24 protein-coding genes are annotated in these 26583 nt (G+C 72.3%); 10 read left to right on the top strand and 14 right to left on the bottom strand.

Features of this window, described 5'->3' with window-relative positions:
- Window positions 1–210 precede the first annotated feature (210 nt).
- Entirely contained in the window at window positions 211–2622 is a 2412-nt protein-coding gene (locus GGD88_RS11330; protein ID WP_184435506.1) for an FtsK/SpoIIIE family DNA translocase, read from the bottom strand.
- Window positions 2623–2907: 285 nt separating this feature from the next.
- On the opposite strand from GGD88_RS11330, the gene GGD88_RS11335 reads away from it, so the two are divergent.
- From GGD88_RS11335 to GGD88_RS11350, 4 genes are all read left to right on the top strand, one after another.
- Entirely contained in the window at window positions 2908–3594 is a 687-nt protein-coding gene (locus GGD88_RS11335) for a hypothetical protein (RefSeq protein ID WP_184435508.1), read from the top strand.
- A 52-nt stretch (window positions 3595–3646) separates the two neighbouring features.
- A complete protein-coding gene (locus GGD88_RS11340; protein ID WP_246423712.1) occupies window positions 3647–4909 on the top strand; it encodes a UbiH/UbiF/VisC/COQ6 family ubiquinone biosynthesis hydroxylase in 1263 nt (420 codons plus the stop codon).
- Between the two features lie 201 nt (window positions 4910–5110).
- On the top strand, window positions 5111–5878 hold the full coding sequence (locus tag GGD88_RS11345; RefSeq protein WP_184435510.1) for an NAD kinase: 768 nt from the start codon (window positions 5111–5113) through the stop codon (window positions 5876–5878).
- Complete coding sequence (locus GGD88_RS11350; RefSeq protein ID WP_184435512.1) at window positions 5875–6993, top strand: AbrB family transcriptional regulator; 1119 nt, start codon at window positions 5875–5877, stop codon at window positions 6991–6993. Before GGD88_RS11345 ends, GGD88_RS11350 begins: the two co-directional genes overlap by 4 nt.
- Here GGD88_RS11350 and GGD88_RS11355 read toward each other — a convergent pair.
- On the bottom strand, window positions 6987–7931 hold the full coding sequence (locus GGD88_RS11355) for an Rpn family recombination-promoting nuclease/putative transposase (RefSeq protein ID WP_184435514.1): 945 nt from the start codon (window positions 7929–7931) through the stop codon (window positions 6987–6989). The genes GGD88_RS11350 and GGD88_RS11355 overlap by 7 nt on opposite strands.
- Before the next feature lie 130 nt (window positions 7932–8061).
- Here GGD88_RS11355 and thyX point away from each other — a divergent pair, with 130 nt between their 5' ends.
- Window positions 8062–9030 (top strand): FAD-dependent thymidylate synthase, encoded by a 969-nt coding sequence (gene thyX, locus GGD88_RS11360; RefSeq protein ID WP_425502591.1) that lies wholly within the window; start codon window positions 8062–8064, stop codon window positions 9028–9030.
- Between the two features lie 20 nt (window positions 9031–9050).
- Here thyX and GGD88_RS11365 read toward each other — a convergent pair whose 3' ends face one another.
- The 7 genes from GGD88_RS11365 to gpmI form a co-directional block, all read right to left on the bottom strand.
- Window positions 9051–9674 carry a 2-hydroxychromene-2-carboxylate isomerase gene (locus tag GGD88_RS11365; protein WP_184435516.1) on the bottom strand — a complete coding sequence of 208 codons (624 nt, stop codon included), beginning with the start codon at window positions 9672–9674 and terminating at the stop codon, window positions 9051–9053.
- On the bottom strand, window positions 9671–10672 hold the full coding sequence (locus GGD88_RS11370; RefSeq protein ID WP_184435518.1) for a M14 family metallopeptidase: 1002 nt from the start codon (window positions 10670–10672) through the stop codon (window positions 9671–9673). The genes GGD88_RS11365 and GGD88_RS11370 overlap by 4 nt, the downstream gene beginning before the upstream one ends.
- A 97-nt stretch (window positions 10673–10769) precedes the next feature.
- Complete coding sequence (locus GGD88_RS11375) at window positions 10770–11321, bottom strand: RNA pyrophosphohydrolase (protein ID WP_184435520.1); 552 nt, start codon at window positions 11319–11321, stop codon at window positions 10770–10772.
- The gene (locus tag GGD88_RS11380; RefSeq protein WP_184435522.1) at window positions 11314–13338 is read right to left on the bottom strand and encodes a divergent polysaccharide deacetylase family protein; all 2025 of its coding nucleotides are present in this window, start codon (window positions 13336–13338) and stop codon (window positions 11314–11316) included. Before GGD88_RS11380 ends, GGD88_RS11375 begins: the two co-directional genes overlap by 8 nt.
- Window positions 13339–13560: 222 nt before the next feature.
- Window positions 13561–14889 carry a S41 family peptidase gene (locus tag GGD88_RS11385; RefSeq protein WP_184435524.1) on the bottom strand — a complete coding sequence of 443 codons (1329 nt, stop codon included), beginning with the start codon at window positions 14887–14889 and terminating at the stop codon, window positions 13561–13563.
- Window positions 14886–16361 (bottom strand): murein hydrolase activator EnvC family protein, encoded by a 1476-nt coding sequence (locus tag GGD88_RS19165; RefSeq protein WP_184435525.1) that lies wholly within the window; start codon window positions 16359–16361, stop codon window positions 14886–14888. Before GGD88_RS19165 ends, GGD88_RS11385 begins: the two co-directional genes overlap by 4 nt.
- A complete protein-coding gene (gpmI, locus tag GGD88_RS11395; protein WP_184435527.1) occupies window positions 16333–17916 on the bottom strand; it encodes a 2,3-bisphosphoglycerate-independent phosphoglycerate mutase in 1584 nt (527 codons plus the stop codon). Before gpmI ends, GGD88_RS19165 begins: the two co-directional genes overlap by 29 nt.
- Before the next feature lie 461 nt (window positions 17917–18377).
- On the opposite strand from gpmI, the gene GGD88_RS11400 reads away from it, so the two are divergent.
- The 5 genes from GGD88_RS11400 (at window position 18378) to GGD88_RS11420 (ending at window position 23504) form a co-directional block, all read left to right on the top strand.
- On the top strand, window positions 18378–19283 hold the full coding sequence (locus GGD88_RS11400; protein ID WP_184435528.1) for a class I SAM-dependent methyltransferase: 906 nt from the start codon (window positions 18378–18380) through the stop codon (window positions 19281–19283).
- A gap of 231 nt (window positions 19284–19514) precedes the next feature.
- On the top strand, window positions 19515–21383 hold the full coding sequence (locus GGD88_RS11405; RefSeq protein WP_184435529.1) for a thiamine pyrophosphate-dependent enzyme: 1869 nt from the start codon (window positions 19515–19517) through the stop codon (window positions 21381–21383).
- A 4-nt stretch (window positions 21384–21387) separates the two neighbouring features.
- Complete coding sequence (locus tag GGD88_RS11410; protein ID WP_184435530.1) at window positions 21388–22086, top strand: indolepyruvate oxidoreductase subunit beta; 699 nt, start codon at window positions 21388–21390, stop codon at window positions 22084–22086.
- A 673-nt stretch (window positions 22087–22759) separates the two neighbouring features.
- Window positions 22760–23011, top strand: a complete 252-nt coding sequence (locus GGD88_RS11415; protein WP_184435531.1) for a hypothetical protein — start codon at window positions 22760–22762, stop codon at window positions 23009–23011.
- A gap of 205 nt (window positions 23012–23216) precedes the next feature.
- Entirely contained in the window at window positions 23217–23504 is a 288-nt protein-coding gene (locus GGD88_RS11420; protein WP_184435532.1) for a hypothetical protein, read from the top strand.
- Window positions 23505–23692: 188 nt separating this feature from the next.
- Here GGD88_RS11420 and GGD88_RS11425 read toward each other — a convergent pair whose 3' ends face one another.
- Genes GGD88_RS11425 through GGD88_RS11445 form a run of 5 tightly spaced genes read right to left on the bottom strand, consistent with a single transcriptional unit; the run spans window position 23693 to window position 26450 of the window.
- Window positions 23693–24115 (bottom strand): EVE domain-containing protein, encoded by a 423-nt coding sequence (locus GGD88_RS11425; protein WP_184435533.1) that lies wholly within the window; start codon window positions 24113–24115, stop codon window positions 23693–23695.
- A gap of 13 nt (window positions 24116–24128) precedes the next feature.
- A complete protein-coding gene (locus GGD88_RS11430) occupies window positions 24129–24416 on the bottom strand; it encodes a YciI family protein (RefSeq protein ID WP_184435534.1) in 288 nt (95 codons plus the stop codon).
- A gap of 47 nt (window positions 24417–24463) precedes the next feature.
- Window positions 24464–24751 (bottom strand): YciI family protein, encoded by a 288-nt coding sequence (locus GGD88_RS11435; RefSeq protein ID WP_184435535.1) that lies wholly within the window; start codon window positions 24749–24751, stop codon window positions 24464–24466.
- A gap of 45 nt (window positions 24752–24796) precedes the next feature.
- Window positions 24797–25876: an NAD(P)H-dependent glycerol-3-phosphate dehydrogenase gene (locus tag GGD88_RS11440; RefSeq protein ID WP_184435536.1), complete on the bottom strand. Its 1080-nt coding sequence runs from the start codon at window positions 25874–25876 to the stop codon at window positions 24797–24799.
- Window positions 25877–25883: 7 nt separating this feature from the next.
- The gene (locus GGD88_RS11445) at window positions 25884–26450 is read right to left on the bottom strand and encodes a hypothetical protein (RefSeq protein ID WP_184435538.1); all 567 of its coding nucleotides are present in this window, start codon (window positions 26448–26450) and stop codon (window positions 25884–25886) included.
- Window positions 26451–26583: the final 133 nt, after the last annotated feature.

Genomic DNA, 26583 nt, shown 5'->3' on the forward strand with positions numbered 1-26583 from the left:
TCATCAAGCGGATGGCCTACGGTTTCCGGGATGACGCCTACTTCTTTCTCAAGATCCGCGCCGCCTTCCCCGGAATTCCGTGATGAACCAAAAAAAAGCCGCCGGTCCCGGGAGGCAAGGCGGGACCGGCGGGCAGGAGGCTCCGGCGGGCGGTCTTGGCGACACCGCCGACCGGAACGGGACACCAAGGGCACGTCGGCTATGCGGCGGCTATTCGGCCGCCTCGGGCAGCAGCACCTCGCGCTTGCCGACATGGTTGGCGCGGCTGACCATGCCGTCCTTCTCCATGCGCTCGATGATGCGGGCGGCGCGGTTGTAGCCAATCTGCAAGTGCCGCTGCACGAAACTGGTTGAGGCCTTGCGCTCGCGCGCCACCAGATCAACGGCCCGGTCGAACAGCGGGTCGGCCGCTTCGGACGCCCCGCCGGCGCCGGCGCCGGCGCCGGCGGTGTCCTCGTCCTCGTCCACGGTGACCGAGTCCACGTAGCTGGGCGCGCCCAACGCCCGCAGGTGGTCGCAGATGCGCTCCACCTCCTCGTCGGAGACGAACGGCCCGTGCACGCGCGTGATGCGCCCGCCGGCGGCCATGTAGAGCATGTCGCCCTGTCCCAGGAGTTGCTCGGCGCCCTGTTCGCCCAGCACCGTGCGGCTGTCGATCTTGCTGGTGACCTGGAAGCTGACCCGGGTCGGGAAGTTGGCCTTGATGGTGCCGGTGATGACGTCCACGGACGGCCGTTGCGTCGCCATGATCAGGTGCAGACCGGCGGCGCGCGCCATCTGGGCCAGGCGCTGGATCGCCGCTTCCACCTCCTTGCCGGCCACCAGCATCAGGTCGGCCATCTCGTCCACGACGATCACGATGTGCGGCAGCGGTTGCAGGTCCATCTCCTGCTGCTCGTAGACCGGCTCGCCGGTGTCGGGGTCGAACCCGGTCTGCACCGTGCGGGTCACCTTGCCGCCGTCGGCCAGGGCCTTCTGTACCTTATGGTTGAAGCCATTGATGTTGCGCACGCCCATCTGGCTCATGGCGCGGTAGCGGGTCTCCATCTCCTTGACCGCCCACTTGAGCGCGACGACCGCCTTGCCGGGGTCGGTCACCACCGGGGTCAGCAGGTGCGGGATGTCGTCGTAGACCGACAACTCCAGCATCTTGGGGTCGATCAGGATCAGGCGGCAGCGCTCCGGCGGCAGCCGGTACAGCAGCGACAGGATCATGGCGTTGACCGCCACCGACTTGCCGGACCCGGTGGTGCCGGCGATCAGAAGGTGGGGCATGCGGGCCAGGTCCACGAACACCGGTCCGCCGCCGATGTCGCGGCCGAGCGCCAGGGTCAGCGCCAGGTCGCCGCCGGCGAAGGCCTCGGCGGCCAGCAGTTCGCGCAGGTTCACGCCCTGGCGCCGGGCGTTGGGCAGTTCGATGCCGATCACGCTCTTGCCGGGGATGACGGCGATGCGCACCGACACCGCGCTCATGGCGCGGGCGATGTCGTCGGCCAGACCGATGATGCGGGCGGTCTTGATGCCGGGGGCCGGTTCCAGTTCGTACAGCGTGACCACCGGGCCCGGGCGAACCCGCACGATCTCGCCCTTGATGCCGAAGTCGCCGAGCACGCCCTCCAGCAGGCGGGCGTTGTTGGCCAGGGCCTCTTCGTTGATGCGCCGCTGAGCGTCGGTGGTGCGCGGCGGCGCCAGAAGATCCAGGGGCGGCAGAAGGGCGCCCGGCTCCCCCTCCGCGGCCTCGCCGAACAGGCTGCCCTGGCGGGTACGCACAGCGTCGTGCTCGGCCTGGGCGGCCGCGGGGCGGGCCGGGGCCTCGACCACGGCACGCCGGGCACGCCGGCCCGGGGAAGCCTCCGCGGCCACGGGGCCGGATGGGGTGGCGCCAACCACCACCGGGGCCGCCGCGTCGGCGGGGCGCCGGTCCCGCTCCCGCGACAGGGCGGCCGCGCGGGCCGCCACCGCATGCGCGGCGGCCAGGGTGCCGCGCCGGGCCTGCCCCAGGCGTCGCACGCCGGCCACCAGGGCCTGGCGCAGCGCGACGACGTGGGCCCAGCGCAGACCGAGCCCGATCACCGTCAGCCACAGGGCAGCGGCGCCGGCCAGGGCGCCGGGCACGGTGTCCCAGGCGCCCGCCGGCGACGCACCGGCCAGGCCGTGCAGGCTCCAGACATGGGCGACCGATCCCAGCACGCCGCCCGGGCCGGCGTGGGCGGGCCAGGTCGCCGCCGGGGCCAGCGTCGTCAGCGCCAGCGCCAGCAGGGGCACCGCCAGCAGCAGCGCCAGCGGCGGGCCGGCGCGCACGGGGACCGGGTCGCCCGTCATCAGGCGCAGGCTCAGAACGCCGCCGCCGACAACCGGCAGCAGGGCCGCCAGGCCGAGGATCTGCCAGGCCGCATCGGCGAGGATCGCGCCGGGGGTGCCGACCATGTTGCGGGCCAGGTCGCCGCTGGCGACGTTCCACGACGGGTCGGTGCTCTCGTGCGTGAGCAGGGCGGCCAGGACGCCGCCGACCGCCGTCAGCACGACGACGCCGAGCGCGCGCCGGCTCAGCCGAAGCAGGCCGAGGGCCGCGGCCGGCGGCAGGAACGGGGTGCGCTGGACACCCGCCGCGCTTCTGGTCATCCCCGCGCGCCCTCCTGTCGTCGTCCTGCCCAGACCATGGCCCAAACCGTCATATTTTATGATTTACAAAATATTAGAAGTCGCACTTCTATTTCGGTGTGAAGGATACCGGGGTTCGATGGCGGGAGCAAGGCCGGATTTCGCTTCGGGATTATGGCGCGCCGGGGCCGGTCTTGCTCCCACCGCGGCGTTGCGCGACAATCCGGCCCGATCAACCGACCGGGGGCCGATCCGGCGCGCCAACGGCCCCGAGCATGGCGGCCGGCCGCCACCCTTGAGGACAATATGACACGACGAACAGCCGAAACCCCGTTCATCTTGGATGACGGCGACGACAGCGGCAAGGCGGCCCTGGGCTGCTTGGCCACCGTCGTCGTTCTCGTGGTCGTGGGGGCGGCGGTGGCGCTGTTGGTCGACTTCAGTCCGGACACCGCCACGGACGAGGCCGGCTCGGCCCGCGATCTGCCGATCACGCGGGTCGAGGCCCTGGACAAGAAGACGGCCGTTCCGGACGCCCGCGGCCAGCTTCTCGCCCGCAACCTGGAGCCGGGCGACGAGAGCGGCATGGTGGCCGGGCGCACCGGCGTCGTGGCCGATCTGTTCTCGGACTACTATGCCCGCGGGGTCGAGCCGGAGGTGATGGAGCGCGAGCTGGGCCGCCGGTCCGTCTGCTACAACGGCCGCCGTGCCCGGCTGGTGCGCCCGATCCTGGCGCCGGAGAGCCAGGGCTTTGCGCTCACCTTCGGGGCCGACGACCACGCCGACGGCGATCCCTATCCGCGCCTGGAGTTTTTTCATGGGATCGCCGGCGATCTCGACTACGTATACTACGTCAGTCTGACGCGGGAGCCGGTGGCCGGGTTCGAGCCGATGGGCACCCGCATTCCCAACACCCGCAAGGCGGTCGGCCGGGTGATGCTGGAGTGGGTGGCCGAGGTCGCCAACACGTCCTGCCCGCCCGCACCCTCGTGAGTCGCCGCGCGGGGCAGTGACGCGTGCACACCGGATCCGGACAGGAGACAGCATGGCAGGCAAGGCGAGCACCGGCGGGGCCAGCGGGATGGATACAACGCTGACCGCCGACGTTCTGGTGATCGGCGGCGGACTCGTGGGCGGCACCCTGGCCTGCGGCCTGGCGCAGCACGGCATTTCGGTGCTGATCGCGGAGCGCGAGGACCCCGCCGACTGGATGAACAACGCCTACGACGGCCGCGCCTCGGCGGTCGCGCTGGGCTGCCAGAAGGTGCTGGAGGCTCTCGGCATCTGGCGCCACATGGGCAGTGCGTGCCAGCCGATCGAGGACATCCGCATTGCCGATTCCGATGCCCCCTTGTTCATGCATTACCACCGCCATGAGGCCGGCAACGAGCCCATGGGCTACATGGCGGAGAACCAGATCACGCGCCGCGCCATCCAGAACCGGCTGTCGGAGCTGGACCATGCCACCCTGCTGGCGCCGGTGGAGGTCACCGCTCTCGACCGCGGCCCGGCCGGGGTGACGGCGACCCTGGCCGACGGGCGCACGGTGCGCGCCCGGCTGGCGGTGGCGGCGGACGGGCGCCGCTCGCCGACCCGCGCGGCCGCCGGCATTCGCACCCACGGCTGGGACTACGATCAGGGCGCCATCGTGCTCACGGTGGAGCACGAGCTGCCCCATGGCGGCACCGCCATCGAGCATTTCCTGCCCGGCGGGCCGTTCGCCACCCTGCCGCTGACGGGCAACCGCTCGTCCATCGTCTGGAGTGAGCGCAAGGACTGGATCCCCGACCTCATGGCGCTGCCCGAGGACCGGTTCAAGGCCGAGTTCATGGCTCGCTTCGGCGATCACTTTGGCGACGTCCGCTTCGTCGGCCCACGCTTCTCCTATCCGCTGTCGCTCCAGGTCGCCGAGCGTTACACCGACCAGCGCCTCGCCCTGGTCGGGGACGCCGCCCACGGCATGCATCCGGTGGCGGGGCAGGGCATGAACTACGGCCTGCGCGACGTGGCCGTGCTGGTCGAGGCGCTGGTGCGGGCGCAACGGCTGGGCCTCGATCTGGGCGCGGCGGACATTCTGCGCCGCTACGAGCGCCTGCGCAGCGTCGACAACGCCATCATGCTGGCGGCCACCGACGGTATCGTGCGGCTGTTCTCGAACGATATTGGCCCGCTTCGGCTCGCCCGCACCGCCGGGCTGGCGGTGGTGGACCGCCTGGGACCGATCAAAAAGCTGTTCATGCGCCACGCCATGGGCACGGTCGGCATCGTCGGCGGGGTGCCGCGCCTGATGCAGGGGCGGGCGTTGTAGAGCCCCGGACCATGCCGACGCGCAGCGCATGGGCGGCGCTCTCACGGTCTCTGGGGCCCACGCTCCGGCGTCGGCCCCCGGACCCTTCGCCCCGGACCCGGCCGGCGTCGCCATCACCCCCTGGACAGCGGCGGCTCGGGCGTCTTTCATGAGCGCCGATCCCCGCGCCCCTGTTGCCCGCCGCTTGCCCGAGGCCGCTCCATGGAGTTCCAGACGCTCAGCGTGGTCAACGCCGACACCGACGCCGCGCGCGCCGCTGGCGACCTCCTGCGCAAGCGCTACGGCCACGTGCCGCCCGAGGAGGCCGATGTCATCGTCGCCCTGGGCGGCGACGGCTTCATGCTGGAGACCCTGCACCACTATATGGCGCGGGATACGCCGATCTTCGGCATGAACCAGGGCTCGATCGGGTTCCTTATGAACCAGTTCCGGATCCACGGCCTGATGGAGCGCCTGCGTGCGGCCGAGCCGGTCGAGGTCCACCCGCTGTCCATGATTGCCCGCACCGTGACCGGCGTGACCGAGGACGCGCTGGCGATCAACGAGGTCTCGATGCTGCGCGAGACCCGCCAGGCCGCCAAGCTGCGCATCAGCGTCGACGGCCGGGTGCGCCTGCCGGAGATGATCTGCGACGGCGTGCTGGTGTGCACGGCGGCCGGGTCGACGGCCTACAACGCGTCGGCCCATGGGCCGATCCTGCCCATGGGGTCCAACGTCATGGCGGTGACCCCGATCAGCGCCTTCCGGCCGCGGCGCTGGCGCGGGGCCATCCTGCCGTGCACCGCGACGGTGGTCATCGACGTGCTGGAAAGCGACAAGCGGCCGGTCAGCGCGGTCGCCGACTACACCGAGGTGCGCAACGTCGATTCCGTCGAGGTGCGGGAAAACCGGGACGTCCGACTTCTGATGCTGTTCGATCCAGAGCACAACCTGGAAGAGCGGATCCTCAACGAGCAGTTCACGCCATGACCGCCCGGCCGGCGGCGCCCGGGGCGCCGAAGCGCCGGCCCTGGGGCCGGTGGGGGCTGACTCTGGGGCTGGGCGTGGGCGGCGGCGTCGTCTTCCAGGCCCTGGGCCTGCCGCTGCCGTGGATGCTGGGGGCGATCACGGCGACCACCGCGACGGCCGTGGCCGGTGTGCCGCTGCGGGTGCCGGCGCCGCTGCGCCTGACCATGGTCAGCGTGCTGGGGGTGATGCTGGGCAGCGCCTTCCACCCCGGGATCGTGGCCCAGATGATGGCGTGGTGGCCCAGCCTGCTGGGGCTTGTCGGTTATGTCCTGCTGAGCACCGTCGCGGTGATGGTCTATTTCCGCTGGGTGCCGCGCTATGATCCGGTCACCGCCTATTTCTCGGCCGCGCCGGGCGGCCTGACCCAGATGATTCTTCTCGGCGGGGCATTGGGCGGCGACGACCGCACCATCGCCCTCAACCATGGCATCCGCATTCTTCTGGTGGTGTTCACCATCCCCACGGGATTTGCGGTCCTGGCCGGCTACGAGCGGCCGGACGGCGGGGCGGCGATGGCGGCCGGCGGATCGGCGGCGATGCTGACCCTGGTCGATGCGGCCTGGCTGCTGGGCTGCGCGGTGCTGGGGGCGGGGCTGGCGCATATCCTGCGTATTCCGGCCGGTTTCATGGTCGGGCCGATGGCGCTGAGCGCGCTGGTGCACGGCCTCGGATGGACCGCCTCGTCACCGCCGGTGCCGCTGGTGGCGGCGGCGCAGGTGGTGATCGGCGCGGCGATCGGAGCGCGCTTCTCCGGCGTGCCGGCGCGGGCGGTGGCGCGGGTGTTCGTGGGGGCCATCGGCTCCACCGCCGTGCTGCTGGCGATCACGCTGGCGTTTGCCGGCGGGCTGTCGCTGGTCACCGATCTGCCGCCGCGCGAGTTGATCCTGGCCTACGCGCCCGGCGGCGTGGTCGAGATGAGCCTGATCTCGCTGGCCCTGGGGGTCGACGTGGCCTTCGTCTCGACCCACCACATCGTGCGCATCATGCTGGTGGTGCTGCTGGCGCCGCTGGCGTTCAAGCTGATGGGCCGGGTGCGGCCGTCGTCGGCGACGGACAGGGGCCATCGGCGTCAGTGAGACGGACCGAACACCGCCTCCAGATCGGGCGCGTCGAGCAGGTGATCGATCCAGGCGTCCAGCGTGGCTTCGTCGGCTGCGAGGATACGCGCGCGCCGATCCGCCGGGATGGCGCCGAATCGCCGTTCAGCCAGGCGCATGAGGATTTCGGCCTTGCCCTCGGCCTTGCCCTCGGCGCGCCATTGGCGCTTCCAGTCCTCGCTCAGCGTCGCCAGCATGGTCCTCATCTCCATCAAGTCATCCGGAACGGCGAGCGGCGGCTCCAGCCCGATGACGGCTTGGCGCACCAGTTCCGAGAACAGGCGCCGCAACGCCTGGGCGTCCGGATGGCGACGGAACCAGCCGACCACTTCGTCAACAAGGGCCGCCAACTCAAACGGGTCCCGCCGCTGCTCCAGTCGGAACAGCAGTGCGGTCAGGGTGTCGCGCCGGGCCAGGTCGTCGCCCGGCAGCCGGCCCATATCCAACACATGATATCGGATCCGCGGTTGCCAAGGCCACAACCGTGACGCCGCCGGCAGTCCGATCAGGTCCGCGGTCCCGGTCGGCGCCGTCCATCGGTCGTGGCCGTTGTGGAGAACGACCAGCAGCACCGGCGGCAACGGATCGCCGGCCTTGAGGCCCTGGTCCGCGATCAGGTGCTGCCACAGCAGGCCCTCGTACACCTGGGCCCGCACGGCCATCCACCAGTCGGTCCGGGACTGGAACTCCAGCAGCAGGTAGAGATACATGTCCGGCCCCTCCCGGGTTGGCAGGCGCCAGATGACGTCGCCGTCCCGGCGCTGACCGGTGCGGTCGTGGAACTTCGCGACAACGCGGTCCATGCGCGCGAACTCGACCCCCGCCGCCATGGCGTCCGGTATCGCGTCGCGCACCAGGTGCTCGACCATCAGCGGGTGAGAGAACAGGCGATGGTAGAGGGAGTCGTGATCGGCCATGAAACCGGCATACCACGGGCCCTCGTCCGGGTCACCCGGGCACCGGACGCTATCGGACCGGGGCGCTTGGCCTTGGCCGGTCGGGCCGCTAATGTGCCCGGCCCTGGTCCTCCAATCCGAGTCCGCACCCATGTCCGACCCCACGCTGCCCGATCCGAACCGCCTCGACCCCGCCATGCTGGCCGAGATCGAGGCCCTGCGCGCCCGTACCGCCGACACCCGCCGCGCCACCGTGGCGGCGATGGAGGACATCCTCCACGTCCCGTTTCCGGTGCTCGACCACGGCTTCGTGCGGGTGGTGGACTACATGGGCGACGACGGCGCGGTGGTGCAGGCGGCGCGCGTGTCCTACGGCCGCGGCACCCGCCAGGTGCGCGAGGACCGGGGCCTGATCCGCTACCTCATGCGGCATCGCCACACCACACCGTTCGAAATGTGCGAGATCAAGGTGCATGTGAAGCTGCCGATCTTCGTGGCCCGGCAGTGGATCCGCCACCGCACGGCGAACGTGAACGAGTATTCGGCGCGCTATTCGGTGCTGGACAAGGAGTTCTACATCCCGGCGCCAGAGCACCTGGCGGCGCAGTCCAGCGCCAACCGCCAGGGCCGCGGCGCGGTGCTGGAGGGGGCCGAGGCGGCCGCGGCGCTCGACCTGCTGCGCGGCGACGCGCTGCGGTGCTACGACACCTACGAGCACCTGCTGGCCGAGGATGACCCGTCGCGCCAGGGGCTGGCGCGTGAGCTGGCGCGCATGAACCTGACCCTGAACACCTATACGCAATGGTACTGGAAGGTTGACCTTCACAACCTGATGCACTTCCTGTCGCTGCGCGCCGACAGCCATGCCCAGTACGAGATCCGGGTCTACGCCGAGGTGCTGCTGGACCTGATGGCGCGCTGGGTGCCGGTGATCCACGAGGCGTTCCAGGACTACCGCATGGGCGGGCTGCACCTGTCGCGGGCCGGCGTGGCGGCGGTGCGCCGCGCGCTGTCCGGCGAGGCCGTCAGCCAGGCCGACAGCGACCTGAGCCCGCGCGAATGGCGCGAACTGTGGGCCGGGCTGGGCGTGCCGGCGCCGGACGAGACGCGGCAGGCGTGAGCCCTGCGCGGCGGTCGCGGTCACCGCGCCGGCAGCGCACCCTCGGTCGCCCAGGCCAGGGCGTCCTCCAGCCGGTCGTCGCCCCAGAACAACTCGCCGTCGGCGGTGACGAAGCTGGGGGCGCCGAACACGCCGGCGTCGACGGCCGCGTCGGTGGCCGCGCGCAGCGCGGCCTTGACCGCCGGATCGGCGGCCCGTGCCACCAGAGCCGCCCCCTCCAGCCCGGCGCCGTCCAGGGCATCCCGCACCACCGCCGGATCGGCGATGTCGCGGCCGGTGCCGAACGCGGTCCGGAACAGCGCCCGCGTCGCCCGCGGCCGGTCGCCGTCGTCCGCCAGCGCGGTGATCGCCCGCGCCGCCAGCAGGCCGTTGGCGGGGAATGGCGACGGGGGCACCAGCGGCAGCCCGGCCGCCGCGCAGCGCCGGGCCATGTCGCGCCACATGTAGCGGCCCTTGGCCGGGTACAGGTTGAAGGGCGACGTGTCCCAGCCCTGGGCCTTGAAGATCGGCCCCAGCAGGAACGGCCGCCAGGCGATGGTCACGCCGGCGCGGGCCGCCGCGTCCTGCAGGCGCATGACGGCCAGGTAGCTGTAGGTCGAGGCCAGCTCGTAGAACGCGGTCAACGCCGGCCCGGGCGCGGTCATGCCGCCGCCGCCGGATCGTCCACGAAGCGGCCGAGCCGGACCGCGGTCTGCCCCCGGGTCAGCCGGCGCGACGGCATGATGAGCACGCAGTCGTCGAAGGGGCTGACCACCGGCTGGTCGCCGTCGTGCCCGATCAGCGTTCCGGCCTGACGGAGCACCTCCAGGCCGGTGAAGGGCTGCGCGAACCGGAAGGCGTCGGTCTGGATCGTGATCGCCTCCGTGACCTCGATGACGCGCTGCGGCGGCGGCGGGTCGGCCGGCAGATGGGCCCGCGCCACATCGGGGTCGATGACCTCGGCCGCATGCAGGAAGCGGATCGCGATCTCCCGGGCCACGTCCGCGCTGCTCTGCGCCCAATGCTGTCCGCACTCGACCAGCAGGGCGTTGCGGGCGTCGCCCGGGTCGCCGAACGGCCCGTAGTCCCGCAGGCGCGTGCCGGCGGCGTGCCCGGCGTCGGCCACCACCGTCTGCGGGGCCCCCACCGCCCGGGCCAGGGCGCGGCCCTTCTCCAGCGGACCGGCCATCATGAGAGGCGGGGTCGGGTGCTGCATGGAGTGGATGTCCAGCAGCAGGTCGACCGCGTCCACCACCGGACGCAGGGCCCGGGCGCGGGTCAGTTCGACGCTGTCGCGCGGCCCCTCCAGCACCTGCGGCGACCAGACCCGGTTGAAGTCCTCGTCCACGAAGCGCGAGGCGGACGGGGCCGCGGGGTCAAACCGCGAGAACGCCGCCACGTTGGCGAAGGCCAGAGTGAGGCGGCCCCGGGTGGGCCGAACGCGTTCGCGGAACAGCCAGTCCAGGGCGATGGCGCCGCACAGCTCGTTGCCGTGCACCACCGCCGACAGCATCACGTGGGGTCCCGGCCGGCCTGAATCGAAGGTGGTGACATAGGGAATGCCGGTGTTGCCGGCGCGATAGGGCGACAGGTCGGGCGGGGCGATCTCGACGGGGTATTCGGCGGGGACATCGGCGGCGGGCGCGGCGGGCGGGGCGGACATGGTTCCGGGTCCTCTGTGGCAGGGCGGGCAGGGCGGTGTTCGCTCGAAGCCTCGGCCGGCCGGTCGCCGGCCCGGGGCGGGTTGACGGCGGTGCCGGTCAGGCGTCGGCGGCGGCCAGACGCCGCAGGGTGGGGGTGAAGGCGTCGAGCACTTGTGCGTAGAGCCCGCGCTTGAAGGGAATGATGAGATCCACCAGATGCTCCGGCGGCACCCAGCGCCAGGCGGAAAACTCCGGGTGGTCGGTCTCCAGATTCACGTCCGCATCGCGCCCCAGGAAGCGCATCAGGAACCACTTCTGCTCCTGGCCGCGATAGCGCCCGTGCCACAGCCGCCCGCGCAGGTCGGCGGGCAGGTCGTAGCGCAGCCATCCGGGGGTCTCGTCGATCACCTCGGTCAGGTGGGGCGGCACCCCGGTCTCTTCCTCCAGCTCACGCCAGGCGGTTTCGAGCGGGTCTTCGCCGGGGTCGATCCCGCCTTGCGGCATCTGCCAGGCCTCGGCCTGGACGTCGATACGCTGGGCCACGAACACCCGACCGGCCGGGTTGGTCAGCATGACTCCGACGCCGCGCCGGTAGGGCAGGGCGGCCCCGGCGGCGGTTTCGGTGTCGGGGGCGGTCTCGTGGTCACGGGTGCCACGGGCGTCAGCCATGGTTCGGGGATCCTCCACTGTGGCCGGTCTCCTCGCCGGCCTCGCTGCGCGACGCGCCGCCCGTTCCCGGCGCCGCGCCGCCGCGCGCCACCACGGCCGACAGCGGCGCCAGCGCCACCCCGGCCGCCTCCAGGTCGGCGGCCCAGGCCCTCAGGCGGGCGAAGCCGAGGGGACTCGCCGTCATCAGGCCAACGGCGGTGCCGCGCGCCTGGGCGACGCGGGTCAGGTAGGACAGCCGGGCGTCGATGCTCTCGGCGAAGCCCCGGCGGTCGACGATGACGTCGACGTTGCGCAGCGCCGGGAGCGAGCGGCGGTTGGCGATCAGCGCGCGGGGGTTGCCCTGGTGCAGGTACAACAGGCCAGACTGGCGCAGGGTATCCAGCACCACCTCCATCTGCTCCGGTGCACCCGCGAAACGGCCGCCGTCGGCGGCCAGGACACCGACATAGCCGCCACCCTTCGCCAGGATCTGTTGCAGGCGGTCCACGGTCTCCAGCGTCGGCAACATGGTCAGCAGACCCAGCGGACCCGGGTCCTCGGCGGGGAAGCCGTCGCTCTCCATGGGCAGATCGAGCATGACCTCGTGCCCCGCCTGACGCGCCGCCGCCATCTTGTCGGCGAGGTTGCGGGCGTAGGGGGTGAAGGACAGCGTCACCGCCGGCGGCAGCCGCGTGATGGCCGCTTCGAGCGAGTCCTGCATCATCCCCAGGCCGTGCACCACGATGGCGACACGCGGTCGGTCTGGCGGGGCGGGGTCGCGGGCGGCATAGGCCTGCCAGGGGGCCGTGCCGTCGTTGTCGATGCGCGGCACGGGGCCATACGGGCTGTCCGCCAGCAGGCCGCGTCGCGGCGCCTCGGGCAGCGGGTTGGCGCGTGTCCCGGCCGCTTGCGGAAGCTGGTTGTAGCTCGGCACGGACGGTGCGCCGCTCAGGCGGTTGGGGGCCTCCGGCTCCACCACCCCCTCGACCCCGGCGGGCACCGGCAGCAGGCCGGGCACCTCCGGCAGCGCGATGTCGGGCGCGGCCAGGTCGACCCGGGCGCGCACGCCGGCCTCGGCGGCGGCCCGGCCGCGCGCGCTCATGGCGGCCCAGGGGTTGCTCGCGGGCGCCGGGTCCGGGTCTGCGGTCGCCTCTGCCGGCTCTGTCTGCGCGACCGGTTCCGGCGCCGGCGTCCCGCCGGTCTCCGGTTCATCAGCCGGCGGTACGCCGGAGGCGTCGGCGACCGGGGACTCCTCGGTCGGACCGGTCCGCTCGGGTGCGGGCGGCGGCGCGGTTTCCACAGCCGGTTCAGCGGTGGGTTCGGTGGTCGGTTCGGGGGCCATGCCGTCGGCGCTGGCCGCCGGGCCCGCATCGGGGCCGCCCTCCAGCCACGGCCGGCGGCTGGTCGAGCGGTCGGTGGCGGCGGTGGGGTCGGCGATCACGGCGGTATCGTTCCCGTCCTCCGCCCCGTCCTCCGCGCGCGCGGGCGCGGAGGACCGGTCGAGCGGGGGCAGGGCCATCACGACGCGGTCGGGCGTCTCCAGGCGCGGAACGTCGCCCGGGGCCGTCGTCGCGGCGGCGCGCTCATCGGGTGCGGGGTCCAGGTCGTCGCCCGTCGGGCCGCTGTCCAGAATCCAGAAGCCGGCCCCGACGCCGGCGACAAGGACGAGCACGGCCGCGGCGGCCCAAAGGCCGCGCCGGCGGCCGCCGCGCCCATCGTCCAGGTCCTCGGGGTCCGGGGTCCGCAGCAGCCGACGCGCCACGCCGCGGGCGGAGTCCGGATCGTGATCCGTCTCGGACTCCCCAAGGTCCAGGTCGAGTTCGAAGTCGTCATCGGCGGCCGGCGGGGGGGGCGATGCGCTCGCCGCGCCGGTGCGGCGGGCGTCGCGGGGCGGCGGCCCCGTGTGGGCGGCCGGCGAGTCGGCGGCTGGCGAATCGGTCGCATCCAGGCTGTCCAGATCCAGGCCCTCGAAGGGGTCTCCGAGGGGATCGGTGGACCTGCGGCGCCCGCGCCCGCGCGAAAAGCCCGGCAGTTTCAAGGTGCTCCGTCTCCTTCAGCCGCCATGCTCCCCCATGCCCGGCCGCCATGCTAGAGCGGATCACCCGGGATCGCGATCCTTTTGTGCCCGCGCCCCGAGGTCTCCATGCGCGCCGATGCTCGGTGCCCGGGCCCCCCGGAGGGACGCCGCGCCGGCGCGCCCCCCGGGTATCCTGGCCCGGGTGTCCTGGCCCGGGCGGGGACGCCGGGCGGGGGCGCTGCCCTACTGCAGGGCGGCCCGTTCGCGGTACAGGGCCAGGCCGCGGAGCAGGTCGACCGCGCGGGTGAGCTGGTAGTCGCTCAGGCCGTCGTCGCTCTCGGCCTCCGCATTCGCGTCGGACGCATCCGGGTGCCCCCCGGGTTCGTCGGTGGCGCCCGCATCGCCGCCGGCGTCGACGTCCAGCGCGTTGCGGAGGTCGGCCTCGGTGCGCCGCCGCGAGGTGTCCATCAGCTCCAGACGGGCCGGCGGCACCAGGATGTCGGGCTCGATGCCCTTGGCCTGGATCGACCGCCCGGACGGCGTGTAGTAGCGCGCCGTGGTGATGCGCATGGCGCCGTTGCCGGGCAACGGCACAATGGTCTGCACCGAGCCCTTGCCGAAGCTGTCGGTGCCCACGACCAGGGCCCGGCCGTGGTCCTGGAGCGCGCCGGCCACGATCTCCGAGGCCGAGGCCGAGCCGCCGTTGATGATGACCACCATCGGCAGGCCGCCGGCGAGGTCGCCGGGTCGGGCGTTGAAGCGCTGGGTGTCGTCCAGATCGCGGGCCCGGGTGGAGACGATCTCGCCCTTGTCGAGGAAGGCGTCGGCCACCGCCACGGCCTGGTCGAGGAGGCCGCCGGGGTTGTTGCGCAGGTCGAGCACGAAGCCCTTGAGCGTGTCGCCGGCCTCGTCCTTCAGCGCCTCGACGGAGTCGCGCAGCCCGGAGTCGGTCTGCTCGGTGAACGAGGTGACCCGCAGGTAGCCGACGTCCTCGCCCTCCATGCGGTGGCGCACCGACTTGATGGTGATGACGTCGCGGGTGATGGTGACGTCGAACGGCTCGCGGGTCTCGCGCCGCACGGTCAGCACGATGTCGGTGCCGACCCGGCCGCGCATCATGTCCACCGCCTCGTTCAGGGTCATGCCGGTGACGGCGGCGCCGTCGAGATGGGTGATGTAGTCGCCCGGCTCCAGGCCAGCGCGGGCGGCCGGGGTGTCGTCGATGGGCGAAACCACCTTCACCAGGCCGTTCTCCATCGTCACCTCGATGCCCAGGCCGCCGAACTCGCCCCGGGTCTGCACCTGCATGTCCTTGAAGTGATCGCGGTTCAGGTAGCTGGAATGGGGGTCGAGTGACGTCAGCATGCCGTTGATGGCCGCTTCCATCAGCTCCCGGTCCTCCACCTGTTCCACGTAGTCCTGCTTGACCCGCTCGAACACGGTGGCGAACAGCTCCATCAGGCGATAGGTCTCGTCGTCCTGGGCCGACGCGCTCGGCGCCAGTTGGACGGTGGCCAGGGCCATCAGGGCGATAGCGCCGCTGGCAATGATCACGAAGGTCTTGCGCATCATCCCTTTCCAGTGTCCGAGCCCGCCGCCAGCCAGGGCAGGGGGTTGATGGGCCGGCCATCCCGGCGCAATTCGATGTAGAGGGTCGGGCCGCCGGCCCCCGCGGTCCCGGCGGCGGCACCTGTAGCGGTTCCCGGGACGGTATCCAGGCCGCCCGCCATGATGCCGACGGGTTCCCCGGCCCGCACGCTCTGGCCTACGCGCGCGTCCAACCGGCTCATTCCAGCGAGCAGGGAATGATATCCGTCGGTATGTTCGATAATCAAGAGAAGGCCATACCCCCGGAACGGTCCGGCGAAGGCGACGGTGCCGTCGAACGGGGCCACCACCTGGGCGCCGGGCCGGGTGCGCACGGTGACCCCCTTGCTGGCCCCACCCATGTCGTCGGGCTCGCCGTATCGGGTCAGGAGGGGGCCGCGCGCCGGCATCGGCATGGTGCCCTTGCCGGAGGCGAAGGCGCGGGCTGGCGCGGCCGCGAGCACCGGCTCCGCCGGCTCTTCGGGGGGCATCGGCGGTCCGGCGACGCCCGCGCCGGCATCAGCGCTCGGGGAGCCGGCGCCCGCCCTGGTCCCGGCTCCGCTCCGGTCCGCGTCGGCCCGTCCGGCGGCCTCTTGCTCCTGCGCCGCCGCCTCGGCCGCGGCCATGCCGGCCGCGCGCGCCGCCATGGCCCGGGTCAGGGCCGCCAGGGCGTCACGGCGGTCGCGCTCGGCGCGCAGCCGCTCCATCAGGTCGCGCAGGCTGGCGGCCTCTTCGCCCAGGCGGTCCACCCGCAGGGCCGCCTCGCGCTCGCGCTCCAGAGTGTCGCGTTGCAACGCCGCCTTGCGGTCGAACAGGGCTTCGAGGCGGCCGTGGGCCGCCTTGAGGGCCGCCGTTTCGGCGGCGATTTCGGCGCGCTGGGCGGAAATGGCGGCGTCCAGGCCGCTCAGGGACTCCAGTTCCCGGGCCAGCACGCGGGCGCGTTCCTCGATCTGCGGGATCGCGGCCCGCAGCAGGATGGCGCCGCGCACCGTGTCGGCCGGCGGCGCCGGCTGCACCAGGAGGGCTTCCGTGGGGCGCCAGGCCAGGCGCTGGATGGCGGTCAGCACCCGGGCGAGTTGCTCGTCGCGCAGCGACAGGGTTTCGGCGATGCGGGCGCGTTCCGCGCGCAGCGCCGTCAGGCGGCTCTCCAGGCGTGACAGGTTCTCCTCGGCATCCTGGATGGCGGCCGCGCTGTCGATCACCTGGGCGCGCACCCGGCGCAGTTCCTCGGCCAGCGCCTCGCGCTTGGCCTGGAGGTCGGCGCGCGCCGCGCGCTCCGCCGCCAGCCGCTCCTCGACCGATTCCAGCGCCTGGGCCGGATCCGAGGGCTGGCCCCAGGCCACGCCAACAGCCCCCACCGCCGGAGCCGCCAGCAGAGCCGTGCCCGCCACCGCCAGGCGCGCGGCCCGGGTCAACGGCGTGCGGTGGTCAGGCCACCGCCCCGGCCCGCGCCGCATGACGTGTCGTTTCTCCGTCCACAAGGGGCTGACCTGTCATCTCCTCCGGCTGCGGGAGTCCCATCAGGGCCAGCAGCGTGGGGGCCACGTCGGCCAGGCGCCCTTCGTGCAGGGTGGCCCCGGCCGGGCCGTTGACCAGTACGGCGGGCACCTTGCCGACCGTGTGCGCGGTGTAGGGCTCGCCCGTTTCCGGGTCCTTCATCAGCTCCAGGTTGCCGTGGTCGGCCGTCACTAGCATGGTTCCGCCGGCCGCCTTGACCGCGTCCTCCAGCCGCGCCAGCGCGTGGTCCACGGTCTCGGCGGCCTTCATCGCGGCGGCCAGAACGCCGGTGTGCCCCACCATGTCACCATTGGCATAGTTCAGGATGATGACATCGTAGGTGCCGGACCCGATGGCCTCGACCATGCGGTCGGTAACTTCGGGCGCGCTCATCTCCGGCTGCAGGTCGTAGGTCGCCACCCTGGGGCTGGGCACCAGGATGCGGTCTTCGCCCTCGAACTGCGTTTCCTCGCCGCCATTGAAGAAAAACGTGACGTGGGCGTACTTCTCCGTCTCCGCGATGCGGAGCTGCGTCAGGCCCGCCTCGGCGACCACCTCGCCCAGGATGTGGGTCAGCGCCAGCGGCGGGAACAGGGTGTCCATCCAGGCGTTGTGCGCCTTGGAGTACTCCGCCATCCCGGCGGCGCCGGCGAAGGCCACCACGCGCCGCCGCGTGAAGCCGTCGAAACCGGGATCGAGCAGCGCGGCCAGGATCTCGCGCGCCCGGTCGGCGCGGAAGTTCGCCATCAAGACGCCGTCGCCGTCGGCCATGCCGGCGTAATCGCCGATCACGATCGGCTTGATGAACTCGTCGGTCTCGCCACGGTCGTAGGCCGCCTGGATGCCCGCCAGGGGGTCGTCCGCCCGCGCCGCGCCGTCGCCGTCGACCATGGCGGTGTAGGCCAGCTCGACGCGGTCCCAGCGCTTGTCGCGGTCCATGGCGTAGTAGCGCCCGGAGACCACGCCGACGCGGCAGTCGGGAACGCCGGCGACGTCCTCCAGGAATCGCTTGAGGTAGCCGCGGCCGGCCGAGGGCGGGGTGTCGCGGCCGTCCATGAAGGCATGCACGACCACCGGCACGCCGTGCTCCCCCAGCGTCTTGGCCAGGGCCACCATGTGGTCCTGATGCGAGTGCACGCCGCCGGGCGACATCAGCCCCATCAGGTGGCAGGCGCCGCCGCTGGCCTTCAGTTTGTCGATCAGATCGGTCAGCGCCGGGGTGCGGCCGAGCGAGCCGTCCCTGACCGCGCCGTCGATGCGCGGCAGGTCCTGCACCACCACGCGGCCGGCCCCCAGGTTCATGTGCCCGACCTCGGAGTTGCCCATCTGTCCGTGCGGGAGCCCGACGTCCCCACCACTGGTCTCGATCAGGGTGTGCGGATAGTCGTGCAGGAAGCGGTCCCAGGTGGGCGTGTCCGCCATCGCGATGGCGTTGTCGGCGGTCTCCTCGCGATGGCCCCAGCCGTCCAGGATGCACAGAACGACGGGGCGGGGACGATGCGGTGTCTCGGTCATGGCGGTCTCGCTGTCCGGTCTCTGTGACGGGTGGCGGGGACGGGTGGCGGGGACGGGTGGCGGGCGGACGGGTCACGGGAGCGCGGGTCGACCGTGCGGTGGCACGGTGACCCGGCCCTGCGGCCGCGCGCGGAGGTGGGGCCCCCCGCACCTTACCACGCCGGACCCCCGTTGCCAGACCACCGCGGCGTGCCGTCCGTGTTGGTTCGTCGATGGCCCTGATGTGGGGCGGGGCGGCGCGGCCGTCACCCCCTTGGTCGACAGACGGGATCGACAGAGCGGAGGGCCGGACCCGGTGAGCGACGACGCGGGGCGGCCCCGCCCGGCTTGACCCTGCGCGCGGTCGGGACAACAGTGCGGCCAGCGACGCGGCGGATCACCGGGGCCGGGGGCCGGCCGGCGTTGGCCCGACCACCGCGTCCCCCGCCATGTCCGGCCGCCAGACCACCGAGGCTCGACCCATGACCCTTCCCAGGAGCACCCCCGCCCTCGTTCGCCGCGCCGGTCGGTGGGGCCGCCGTGCGGCGGGACGCCTTTTCGAACGGCTGGGCCCACCGCCGGCCAGCGGCGAGGCGGCCGGCAGTGGCGCCTTCAATGCGCTCGACGCCTATGTCACCGACGCTCCCAGCGATCAGAACGCGGTCGACCTGTTCAAGGGGCAATGGTTCTCGCGCCTGCCCGGAGACCTGGTCAGCGGCGAGCTGGGGCTGTTCGACGACGACCGCATCCGCGCGTTCGGCGACCAGATCGGCGGGTTCGCGGGCAAGCGGGTGCTGGAACTCGGGCCGCTGGAGGGTGGTCATGCGGCGATGATGCACCAGGCCGGCGCGGCGTCCATCGTGTCCATCGAGGCCAACACCCGGGCTTTCCTGAAGTGCCTGATCGTGAAGGAGGTGATGGGCCTGGAGCGGGTGCGGTTCCTGCTCGGCAACTTCGATCCCTATCTGGAGACGGCCCCGGCGGTGGACTTCGTGCTGGCCTCCGGCGTGATCTATCATGCGCACAATCCGGTCCGGACGCTGGTTCACCTGTGCCGCATCGCTCCGGCCATCGGCATCTGGTCGCACTACTACGATGCCGAGACGATGGACCGCCATCACCGCGGCACGTTCGACATGCAGCCGGTCGCGCTGTCGTTCGAGGGCTTTGAGGCGCAGGGCTACCGCCTGGAATACGGCGATGCCCTGAAATCGCGGAAGTTCTGCGGCGGGCTGCGGCCGGCCACGCACTGGATGGCGCGGGCGAGCTGGTTCTCGCTGCTGGACAGCCTGGGGTTCGAGTTCACCGTCCTCGACGAACAGCCCGATCATGTGAACGGGCCGGCCTTCACCGGCATCGCCCGCCGGCGCGACGCTTCGGCGGCATGATCCGCCGGTCGGGGCCCCGGCCACACGGCGGGCGATGAACGTTGTCGCGCCGGGTTGACGCTGCCGGCCCCCCACGGTAAACGCGAGGGTTCGGGGGGCGGTCCCGCGGGTCGGGGGTGATCCGCCGCGGCCGGGTGGCCGGTCCCCGCCATCACCACAACCGTCGCGCCGCTCGCAGGAGCGCCGGAGCCACGGCGCCGGCCCGCGGCAGGCAGGGGGGAGTCCAAGGCCATGAACGCCCTCACCGAGATCGCGGCCGGCGGTCGGGTGCTGCTGTCCGGCAACGAGGCGGTGGCGCGCGCCGTCTGGGAGGCCGGGGCCGCACTGGCGACCGCCTATCCGGGCACGCCGTCCACCGAGATCCTGGAGACGCTGGCCCGTTACCCGGACGTCGACGCCCAGTGGAGCGTCAACGAGAAGGTCTCGCTGGAGGTCGCGATCGGCGCCTCGCTCGCGGGCGCACGCGCGTTCTGCGCCATGAAGCACGTGGGCATGAACGTGGCCGCCGACGCCCTGATGAGCCAGGCGCTGGCGGGCTGTCACGGCGGCCTGGTGCTGGCCGTGGCCGACGATGTCGGCCTGTCGTCGAGCCAGAACGAGCAGGACAGTCGCTACTGGGGCCGCTTCGCCCATCTGCCGATGCTGGAGCCGGCTGATGCCCAGGAGGCCCACGCCTTCACCCTGGCCGCGTTCGCGCTGTCGGAGGAGGTGGGCTGCCCGGTCATCCTGCGCCTGACGACGCGGGTCTGCCACGTCAAGACGGTGGTGGCGGTGGGCGAACGCCTGGCGCCGCCGCCGCGCGGCTTCATCCGCGACCCGCGGCGCTGGGTCATGCTGCCCGTCAACGCCAAGGCCATGCTGCCGAAGCAGGACGCGCGCGATGCCACCCTGCGGGCGCTCGCCGAGGACAGCCCGCTGACCACCGAACTGGAGGGGTCCGACCGGTCGCTGGGCCTGGTGGCGAGCGGGCCGGCCGCGCTGTCGGCGCGCGAGGCGCTGCCCGAGGCGCCGATCCTCAAGCTGGGCCAGACCTGGCCGGTGCCGGTGGACCGCATCCGGGCGTTCGGCGAGACGGTGGACCGTCTGCTGGTGGTCGAGGAGACCGAACCCCTGGTCGAGGAGACCCTGAAGGCCGCCGGTGTCGCGGTCCTGGGCAAGGACGTGCTGCCCCGCCACGGCGAGCTATCGGTGCGGGTGTTGCGCGACAGCGTCGCGCGCCTGCGCGGTGCGGTCGTCGCCGACGCCGCTCCGGCCGGCCCCGATCCGGACGTGTTCCCGCGCCCGCCCACCATGTGCCCGGGCTGCCCGCACCTGAGCCCGTTCTACTGCCTCTCCAAGCTGCGCCGCGGCGTTTTGATCGCCGGGGACATCGGCTGCTACACCCTGGGCGCCGGCCACCCGTGGCAGGCCATGGATACCTGCACCTGCATGGGGGCGTCGGTGACCATGGCCCAGGGCCTGGCCATGGCCAAGGGCGGCGAGGACGCGCGCAAGGCCGTGGTCGCCGTGATCGGGGATTCGACCTTCCTGCACATGGGCATGCAGGGTCTGCTCAACCTGGTCTACAACCGCGCCAACGTCACGGTGATGATCCTGGACAACCGCACGGTCGCCATGACGGGCGGTCAGGAGCACCCGGGCACTGGCTTTGACATCCACGGCCAGGAGGCCCCGCGCGTCGACTTCGTCGCCCTGGTGCAGGCCATGGGCGTCAAACCGGAGCGGGTGCATGCGGTCGACCCCTACGAACTGCCGGCGCTGTTTCGCCTGATCCGTCAGGAGACCCAGGTGCCCGAGGTGTCGGTCATCATCACCAACCAGCCCTGCGTCCTGACCGATCGCCACACGCCGCGCCCCGCGCTGACGGTGGTGGAGGACGAGTGCACCGGCTGCGGCAGTTGCATCAACACCGGCTGTCCGGCGATTCAGGTGACGCGGCGCGAGACCACGACGACCAAGAGCGGCCACAGCAAGGAACTGGCGTTCGTGCGCATCGACAGCGCCTTCTGCACTGGCTGCAATGCCTGCGTTGAGACCTGCGCCCCGAATGCCATCGTCCCGCTGAACCCGGCGGCCCATCCGCGTCTGGAGAAGGTGTAAGGCCATGAGCCCCGAGACCCGCCCGGAAGCGCGCGTCACCAACGTCCTGCTCTGCGGCATCGGCGGTCAGGGCGTGCTGACCGCGGCTGAACTGTTGGCCCGGGCCGCCGTCGCCGCCGGCCACGACGCCAAGAAGACCGAGGTGGCCGGCATGGCCCAGCGCGGCGGTGTCGTGACCTCGCACTTGCGGTTCGGCCCACGCGTGCTGGCCCCCGCCATCCCGGACGGCGAGGCCGACCTGCTGATCGGCTTCGAGGCCGCCGAGGCGCTGCGTTGGGTCGGCCAGCTCCGCCCGGGCGGCACGGCGGTCGTGAACGGCCTGCGGGTCAAGCCGCCGGTCGTGCATCAGGGCCTGTTCGCCTATCCGGATGACCCGGTGGGGGCGCTGCGGGCGCGCGGCCTCGATCTCCGCGTGGTGGAGGCGCGCGACATCGCCGAGTCTCTAGGCACGCACCGGTTGATGAACACCGTGATGCTGGGCGCGGCCGCCGACCTGCTGCCGCTGTCGCCCGCCGACCTGAGGGCGCTGGTGGTGGAGAGCTTCCGGGTTCGCAAGCCGGCCCTGGCCGACCTGAACGGCCGCGCCTTCGACGCCGGACGGACGGCCGCGGCGGACTCGCTTGGGGGCGCCGGCGGGACCGCCGGGGAAACCGCCCTGGGAGCGGGGGCGGTCGCGACCCCGATGGCGAGCGCCGCCGACTGACCGGCGGGAGGGCGGCACGAGGGGACCGGCGTCGGGGCTCCGGCGCCGCGTCGGCCGGGGGGCGGTCCGGCCCGCACAGCCGGTCCGCGCCGCGACCGGTACCAGGGACCGACATAAGGGCGATCTGGACCGGTCGCCGGGCAGTCCGCCCGACCATCATCCTTCTGCGCAACGGCTCGCCGAACGACGGGACGCCGTCGCGTCTCCTTCGTTTGAAGGGGGCCATGTATCGAATGGCGCAGGGCTGCATCAGCCCAAAGAACGACCCTAAAGAATGAAAAAATAGTGCCAAGGGCCTATCGGCGCACCCGCCAAAACCATGCTTAAGGCGTAAGTTCTGCCCATCGTCGAGGGGCCCTTCGCCTGATGCGGGTCGGCCAGTGTCTTGTCTCCATTGGCGTCGTTCCGCCGTGCCTTTGCGTTCGTTGTACCCGAGTGGTATCGTTTCACCATACTCATGGGCTTGTCCCTTGGACCACGGCGCCGCAAGAGGCCGAAATGGTCGCAGCCGGACCGGACGGCGACAGCGGAGCATCCGTCGGGCGCAGACGCCGGGGACGGCAGGGACAGGAGGTCGGAGCCCGGCGCGAATCGGGCAACCCTATGGGCGCCCCTGGGGCACCCTCGCAACGGAAGGAACCACCGGCATGAGACAGCGCGGAAGGTCCCGACCGTGTTGACCATCCAGGACTGCATTGCCTTTTGCGGCATGGATGAGGACGAGGTGGAAGCCCTGGCAGGGTGTGAGCAACTGCCCACCATCGTGGCCGCCGAGTGGGTGGCCCGGGAAGTGGCGACGGTCAGCGGGCGCGCCCACGTGGTGGAACTCCTCTCGGAGCGAGCCGGTGAGGCCCGGTTGCGGGGGGACTACGAGACGGCCGAGCACCTGGAGCGCATCCTGGACCGGGAACGGTCGCGGCTCTAGGACTGGCGGGTTGGCCCCCCGCGGAGCGAGCCGGTGCGGTCGGCGCACCGGAACCTGACCGGGGCGCGGCCCCGGCGGCCCGACCTGGACCAGTCGTGGACGAGACCGGGACGAGTCCAGGGGGCGAGTCCGGGGAGCGACTCCCCGGATGTCATGCGGGCCACGGTCGCGACGAAAGGGTCGCGACGGCAATGGAGGCACGATCATGAGACTGGATCCGGAACGCATCAAGGCCCTGACGGCATCGACGTCGTCCTACGTGGCAGCCATCGCCGAGAGCGAGGATCTGCTGCCCATGCTGGCCGCCGCCTGGACCGAGATGACCCTCCGCCAGCCCAAGGGCCATTACACCATTCGCGAGGTGCTGGAACGCGCGGCGGAGAAGGCCGAGCGGCGCGGTGACAGCGTCACGGCGGCCCGCTACCGCACCGCCCTGCGCGACTTCGAGGCCCGGTACGCGGCGCCGGAACCCGAGTTCGCCGCCGCCGAATAGGCGTCCGCCCGCGACGGCGCCGCGCGGCCCGGGGCCACCGCCCGTGCGGTGGGGCCCGGGAGCAGAGTTGTCCCCTCAGCCTTGACGCGGGATTGGTCCCGTCGGTCCCGAGGACTGCGCCCCTTCCATCCGGAAGGGGCGCCTTTTCAAACGGCCGGACGCCCGACCCGGAGTCCCGACGGCGATCGCTACACCGTTTCCTCGTTCAGGCCGCCCATGGCGCACAGGATGGCCCAGGCGTCGTCCGGGATCGGCATCACCGACAGCCGCGACTGCCGGATCAGGGGCAGGTCGGCCAGGCGCGGATCCGCCTTGATCGCCGCCAGGGTGACGGGGACGGGCAGGGGCTTTACCGCCTCCACGTCCACCATCCCGAACCGGCCCGAGGCATCGGAGGGGTCGGGATAGTACGCCTTCACCACGCGCACGAGTCCGACGATCCGCTTCTCGTTGACCGAGTGATAGAAGAACGCGGTGTCGCCGACCCGCATGGCCTTCATGTTGTTGGCGGCCTGGTGGTTGCGCACCCCGTCCCAGGACTCGACGCCGGCGGTCACCTGATCGTCCCACGACCACGCCCCGGGTTCCGACTTCATCAGCCAGTGCGCCACGCCTCCGCGCCTCCTACTCGTCGACCGGCAGGGTCCGCTTGAACGGACAGATGGTGACCGAGGCGAACACGCCGGCCTTGTTGAAGGGATCCGACTGGGCGAACTGAACCGCCGAATCGCGGTCCGGGAAGTCCACCACCATCAGGCTGCCGACGCTGGCCGTGCGGGCGTCGTTCTGCAACGGCCCGGCCATGACGAGATGGTCGGCATGGGTTTCCAGGTGGGTAAAGTGCGCGTCACGGTGCGTGGCGCGGATCGGCGCGCTGTTGGGCACGTCCACGCAGTTGATCATCCACAGCATGGGGCCGGTGCTCCGCTGGTCGAGGGCCGGACGGGTCGCTGGCGGCATCAGTCCGGCGCCGGCAGCACCTGCTTGAAGGGGCGGATCAGAACCGCCTCGAACAGCCCGGCCTGGTAGTACGGATCGTCGCGCACGAAGTCCTCGACCGCCGCCTTGTCCGGCATGTCGACGATCAACAGGCTGCCCACCATGTCCTGGCCGTCGTCGGTCATCAGCGGGCCGCCGAGCCGGATCGAGTCGCCCTGCGCCTTGGCGTGGCTCAGGTGGGCCGCGCGGGTCTCCAGCCGCAGGGTGCGGCTGTTCGGCTTGTCCAGACAGTAAATGGCAAACAGCATCGGTCGGGAAATCTCCGGTGCGACGGAACGATGGCGACCGGCACCTTAGCAGGCGTCCGGCGGGGCGGCCACCCCGCGACCAGCCCCGACGGCGCTTTGATCGGGTTCCGCGCGGAACGGCCGCGACAGCAGGCCCTGGATCGTGCTGTCCAGATCGGCGCCGGCGTTCAGCACCGCGTCCACCGCCTCGCTGATCGGCAGGTCCACCCCCAGGCGCGCCCCCATCGCCGCCACCGCGCGGGCGGTGTGCACGCCCTCCGCCACCGAGCGCCGCGCGCCCAGGATGTCGGTCAGCGTGCGTCCCTGGCCGAGCGCCACCCCAAGCGAGTAGTTGCGCGACTGCATGGACGTGGCGGTGAGCATCAGATCGCCCAGACCCGACAGGCCGCGCAGGGTATCCGGCCGTCCGCCCATCGCGACCGCGAGCCGCGACAGTTCGGCCAGGCCGCGGGTGATGAGGGCGGCGCGGGCGTTGTCGCCCAGACCGCGCCCCTCCACGATGCCGCAGGCGATGGCCAGCACGTTCTTGACCGCACCGCCGACCTGCACGCCGATCACGTCGTCGGTCCAGTACGGCCGGAAGGTGGCGGTGCCCAGGCCGTGCACCAGGGCCTCGCCCAGGGCGCGATCCGCGCACGCCAGGGTCACGGCGGTGGGCAGGCCGCGCGCCACCTCGGTGGCGAAGGTGGGGCCGGACAGCACGGCGCACGGGGCCTGCGGCAGGGTCTCGGCCAGCACCTCGCCCATGGTGGCGCCGCTGGCGGTCTCCAGACCCTTGGCGCAGATCACGGCGGGCAGGCCGGCCGGCCAGCGCGCCGCCAGGCCGGCGCAAACGGTGCGCACGTGCTGGGCCGGGGTGACGAGCAGCACCGCGTCGGCCGCGTCCAGTACGGCGCCGGGGTTGGTGGTCGCCGCCAGCCCCTCGGGCAGTACGATGCCGGGCAGGAAGTCCGGATTGACATGATCGTGCGTGATGGCCGCGGCCACGTCGGGTTCGCGGGCCCACAGCGTGACGCCGCGCCCGGCGCGGCGGGCGGTGGCGGCCAGGGCCGTGCCCCAGGCGCCGGCCCCGAGAATGCCGATGCGGTCGAGGGGCGCACGGGGAGTCGTGTCGGACGTGGACATGTCGGCCTCAGGCGAACCGGATCACGGTGGCCAGATCCGGCCGCACCAGCATCAGCACACCCAGCGCGCCGATGGCGATCACCGACAGCACCACCCAGGCGGCCGTCTGCGTGCGCCGGGAGATCGGCGTGAAGCCGCGCGAGCGCATCCAGCCGGCCAGTCCGGCGACCACCGGGATCAGCAGCGGGAACCCGACCAGGGCGAACGGGGCCACGGCGACGATCCACAGCACAACCAGCCCCAGCCCGCTCCAGCGCAGCGAGACCTTAGGCACACCGTCGATCAGATCGGTCAGGAAGGTGGAAAACAGACCGACCAGGAAGCCGGCGATGGCGAACACCACGACCCCGGCGAGGCGCAAGGTCGGGGCGGCCGCAGCGGCATCGCCGCCGGTCGGGCCGCCGAAGCTGCCGGTGTACAACGCCAGCGCCCGCGTCTGCATCGGGCCGTCCAGCAGCACCAGCAGCGCCGCCGCCAGCGCCCCCAGCGCCCAGGCGGCCGTGGTCAGGATCACCGGGGCCAGCCGGGGCTGGGCCAGATAGCGTTCGTCATCGGTCGGTTCGTGCAGGACCACCGTTCCCCCTCCGTGTGTGGCGCGCATGGATCGCGCGGCGGGCCGGGCCGGTCTCGCGCGCCGCCCGGTCCCACGATTGGTGGGGATTTTCGACCGCCGGGGCGGGTGATGGCAAGGGTGCGGAAGAACGGGT

Origin of the sequence: Roseospira goensis (assembly GCF_014197795.1) — a bacterium.
Taxonomy (GTDB): domain Bacteria; phylum Pseudomonadota; class Alphaproteobacteria; order Rhodospirillales; family Rhodospirillaceae; genus Rhodospira; species Rhodospira goensis.

What these genes read in the sequence shown, in the direction of transcription:
- GGD88_RS11430 (WP_184435534.1), bottom strand. Translation starts at nt 24,416, where the DNA reads ATGCTGTGGATGATCAACTGCGTGGACGTGCCCAACAGCGCGCCGATC.
- GGD88_RS11335 (WP_184435508.1), top strand. Translation starts at nt 2,908, where the DNA reads ATGACACGACGAACAGCCGAAACCCCGTTCATCTTGGATGACGGCGAC.
- GGD88_RS11400 (WP_184435528.1), top strand. Translation starts at nt 18,378, where the DNA reads ATGACCCTTCCCAGGAGCACCCCCGCCCTCGTTCGCCGCGCCGGTCGG.
- GGD88_RS11405 (WP_184435529.1), top strand. Translation starts at nt 19,515, where the DNA reads ATGAACGCCCTCACCGAGATCGCGGCCGGCGGTCGGGTGCTGCTGTCC.
- GGD88_RS11345 (WP_184435510.1), top strand. Translation starts at nt 5,111, where the DNA reads ATGGAGTTCCAGACGCTCAGCGTGGTCAACGCCGACACCGACGCCGCG.
- GGD88_RS11385 (WP_184435524.1), bottom strand. Translation starts at nt 14,889, where the DNA reads ATGATGCGCAAGACCTTCGTGATCATTGCCAGCGGCGCTATCGCCCTG.
- GGD88_RS11340 (WP_246423712.1), top strand. Translation starts at nt 3,647, where the DNA reads ATGGCAGGCAAGGCGAGCACCGGCGGGGCCAGCGGGATGGATACAACG.
- thyX (WP_425502591.1), top strand. Translation starts at nt 8,062, where the DNA reads ATGTCCGACCCCACGCTGCCCGATCCGAACCGCCTCGACCCCGCCATG.
- GGD88_RS11365 (WP_184435516.1), bottom strand. Translation starts at nt 9,674, where the DNA reads ATGACCGCGCCCGGGCCGGCGTTGACCGCGTTCTACGAGCTGGCCTCG.
- GGD88_RS19165 (WP_184435525.1), bottom strand. Translation starts at nt 16,361, where the DNA reads ATGCGGCGCGGGCCGGGGCGGTGGCCTGACCACCGCACGCCGTTGACC.
- GGD88_RS11330 (WP_184435506.1), bottom strand. Translation starts at nt 2,622, where the DNA reads ATGACCAGAAGCGCGGCGGGTGTCCAGCGCACCCCGTTCCTGCCGCCG.
- GGD88_RS11410 (WP_184435530.1), top strand. Translation starts at nt 21,388, where the DNA reads ATGAGCCCCGAGACCCGCCCGGAAGCGCGCGTCACCAACGTCCTGCTC.
- GGD88_RS11355 (WP_184435514.1), bottom strand. Translation starts at nt 7,931, where the DNA reads ATGGCCGATCACGACTCCCTCTACCATCGCCTGTTCTCTCACCCGCTG.
- GGD88_RS11375 (WP_184435520.1), bottom strand. Translation starts at nt 11,321, where the DNA reads ATGGCTGACGCCCGTGGCACCCGTGACCACGAGACCGCCCCCGACACC.
- GGD88_RS11440 (WP_184435536.1), bottom strand. Translation starts at nt 25,876, where the DNA reads ATGTCCACGTCCGACACGACTCCCCGTGCGCCCCTCGACCGCATCGGC.
- GGD88_RS11435 (WP_184435535.1), bottom strand. Translation starts at nt 24,751, where the DNA reads ATGCTGTTTGCCATTTACTGTCTGGACAAGCCGAACAGCCGCACCCTG.
- GGD88_RS11420 (WP_184435532.1), top strand. Translation starts at nt 23,217, where the DNA reads ATGAGACTGGATCCGGAACGCATCAAGGCCCTGACGGCATCGACGTCG.
- GGD88_RS11370 (WP_184435518.1), bottom strand. Translation starts at nt 10,672, where the DNA reads ATGTCCGCCCCGCCCGCCGCGCCCGCCGCCGATGTCCCCGCCGAATAC.
- gpmI (WP_184435527.1), bottom strand. Translation starts at nt 17,916, where the DNA reads ATGACCGAGACACCGCATCGTCCCCGCCCCGTCGTTCTGTGCATCCTG.
- GGD88_RS11350 (WP_184435512.1), top strand. Translation starts at nt 5,875, where the DNA reads ATGACCGCCCGGCCGGCGGCGCCCGGGGCGCCGAAGCGCCGGCCCTGG.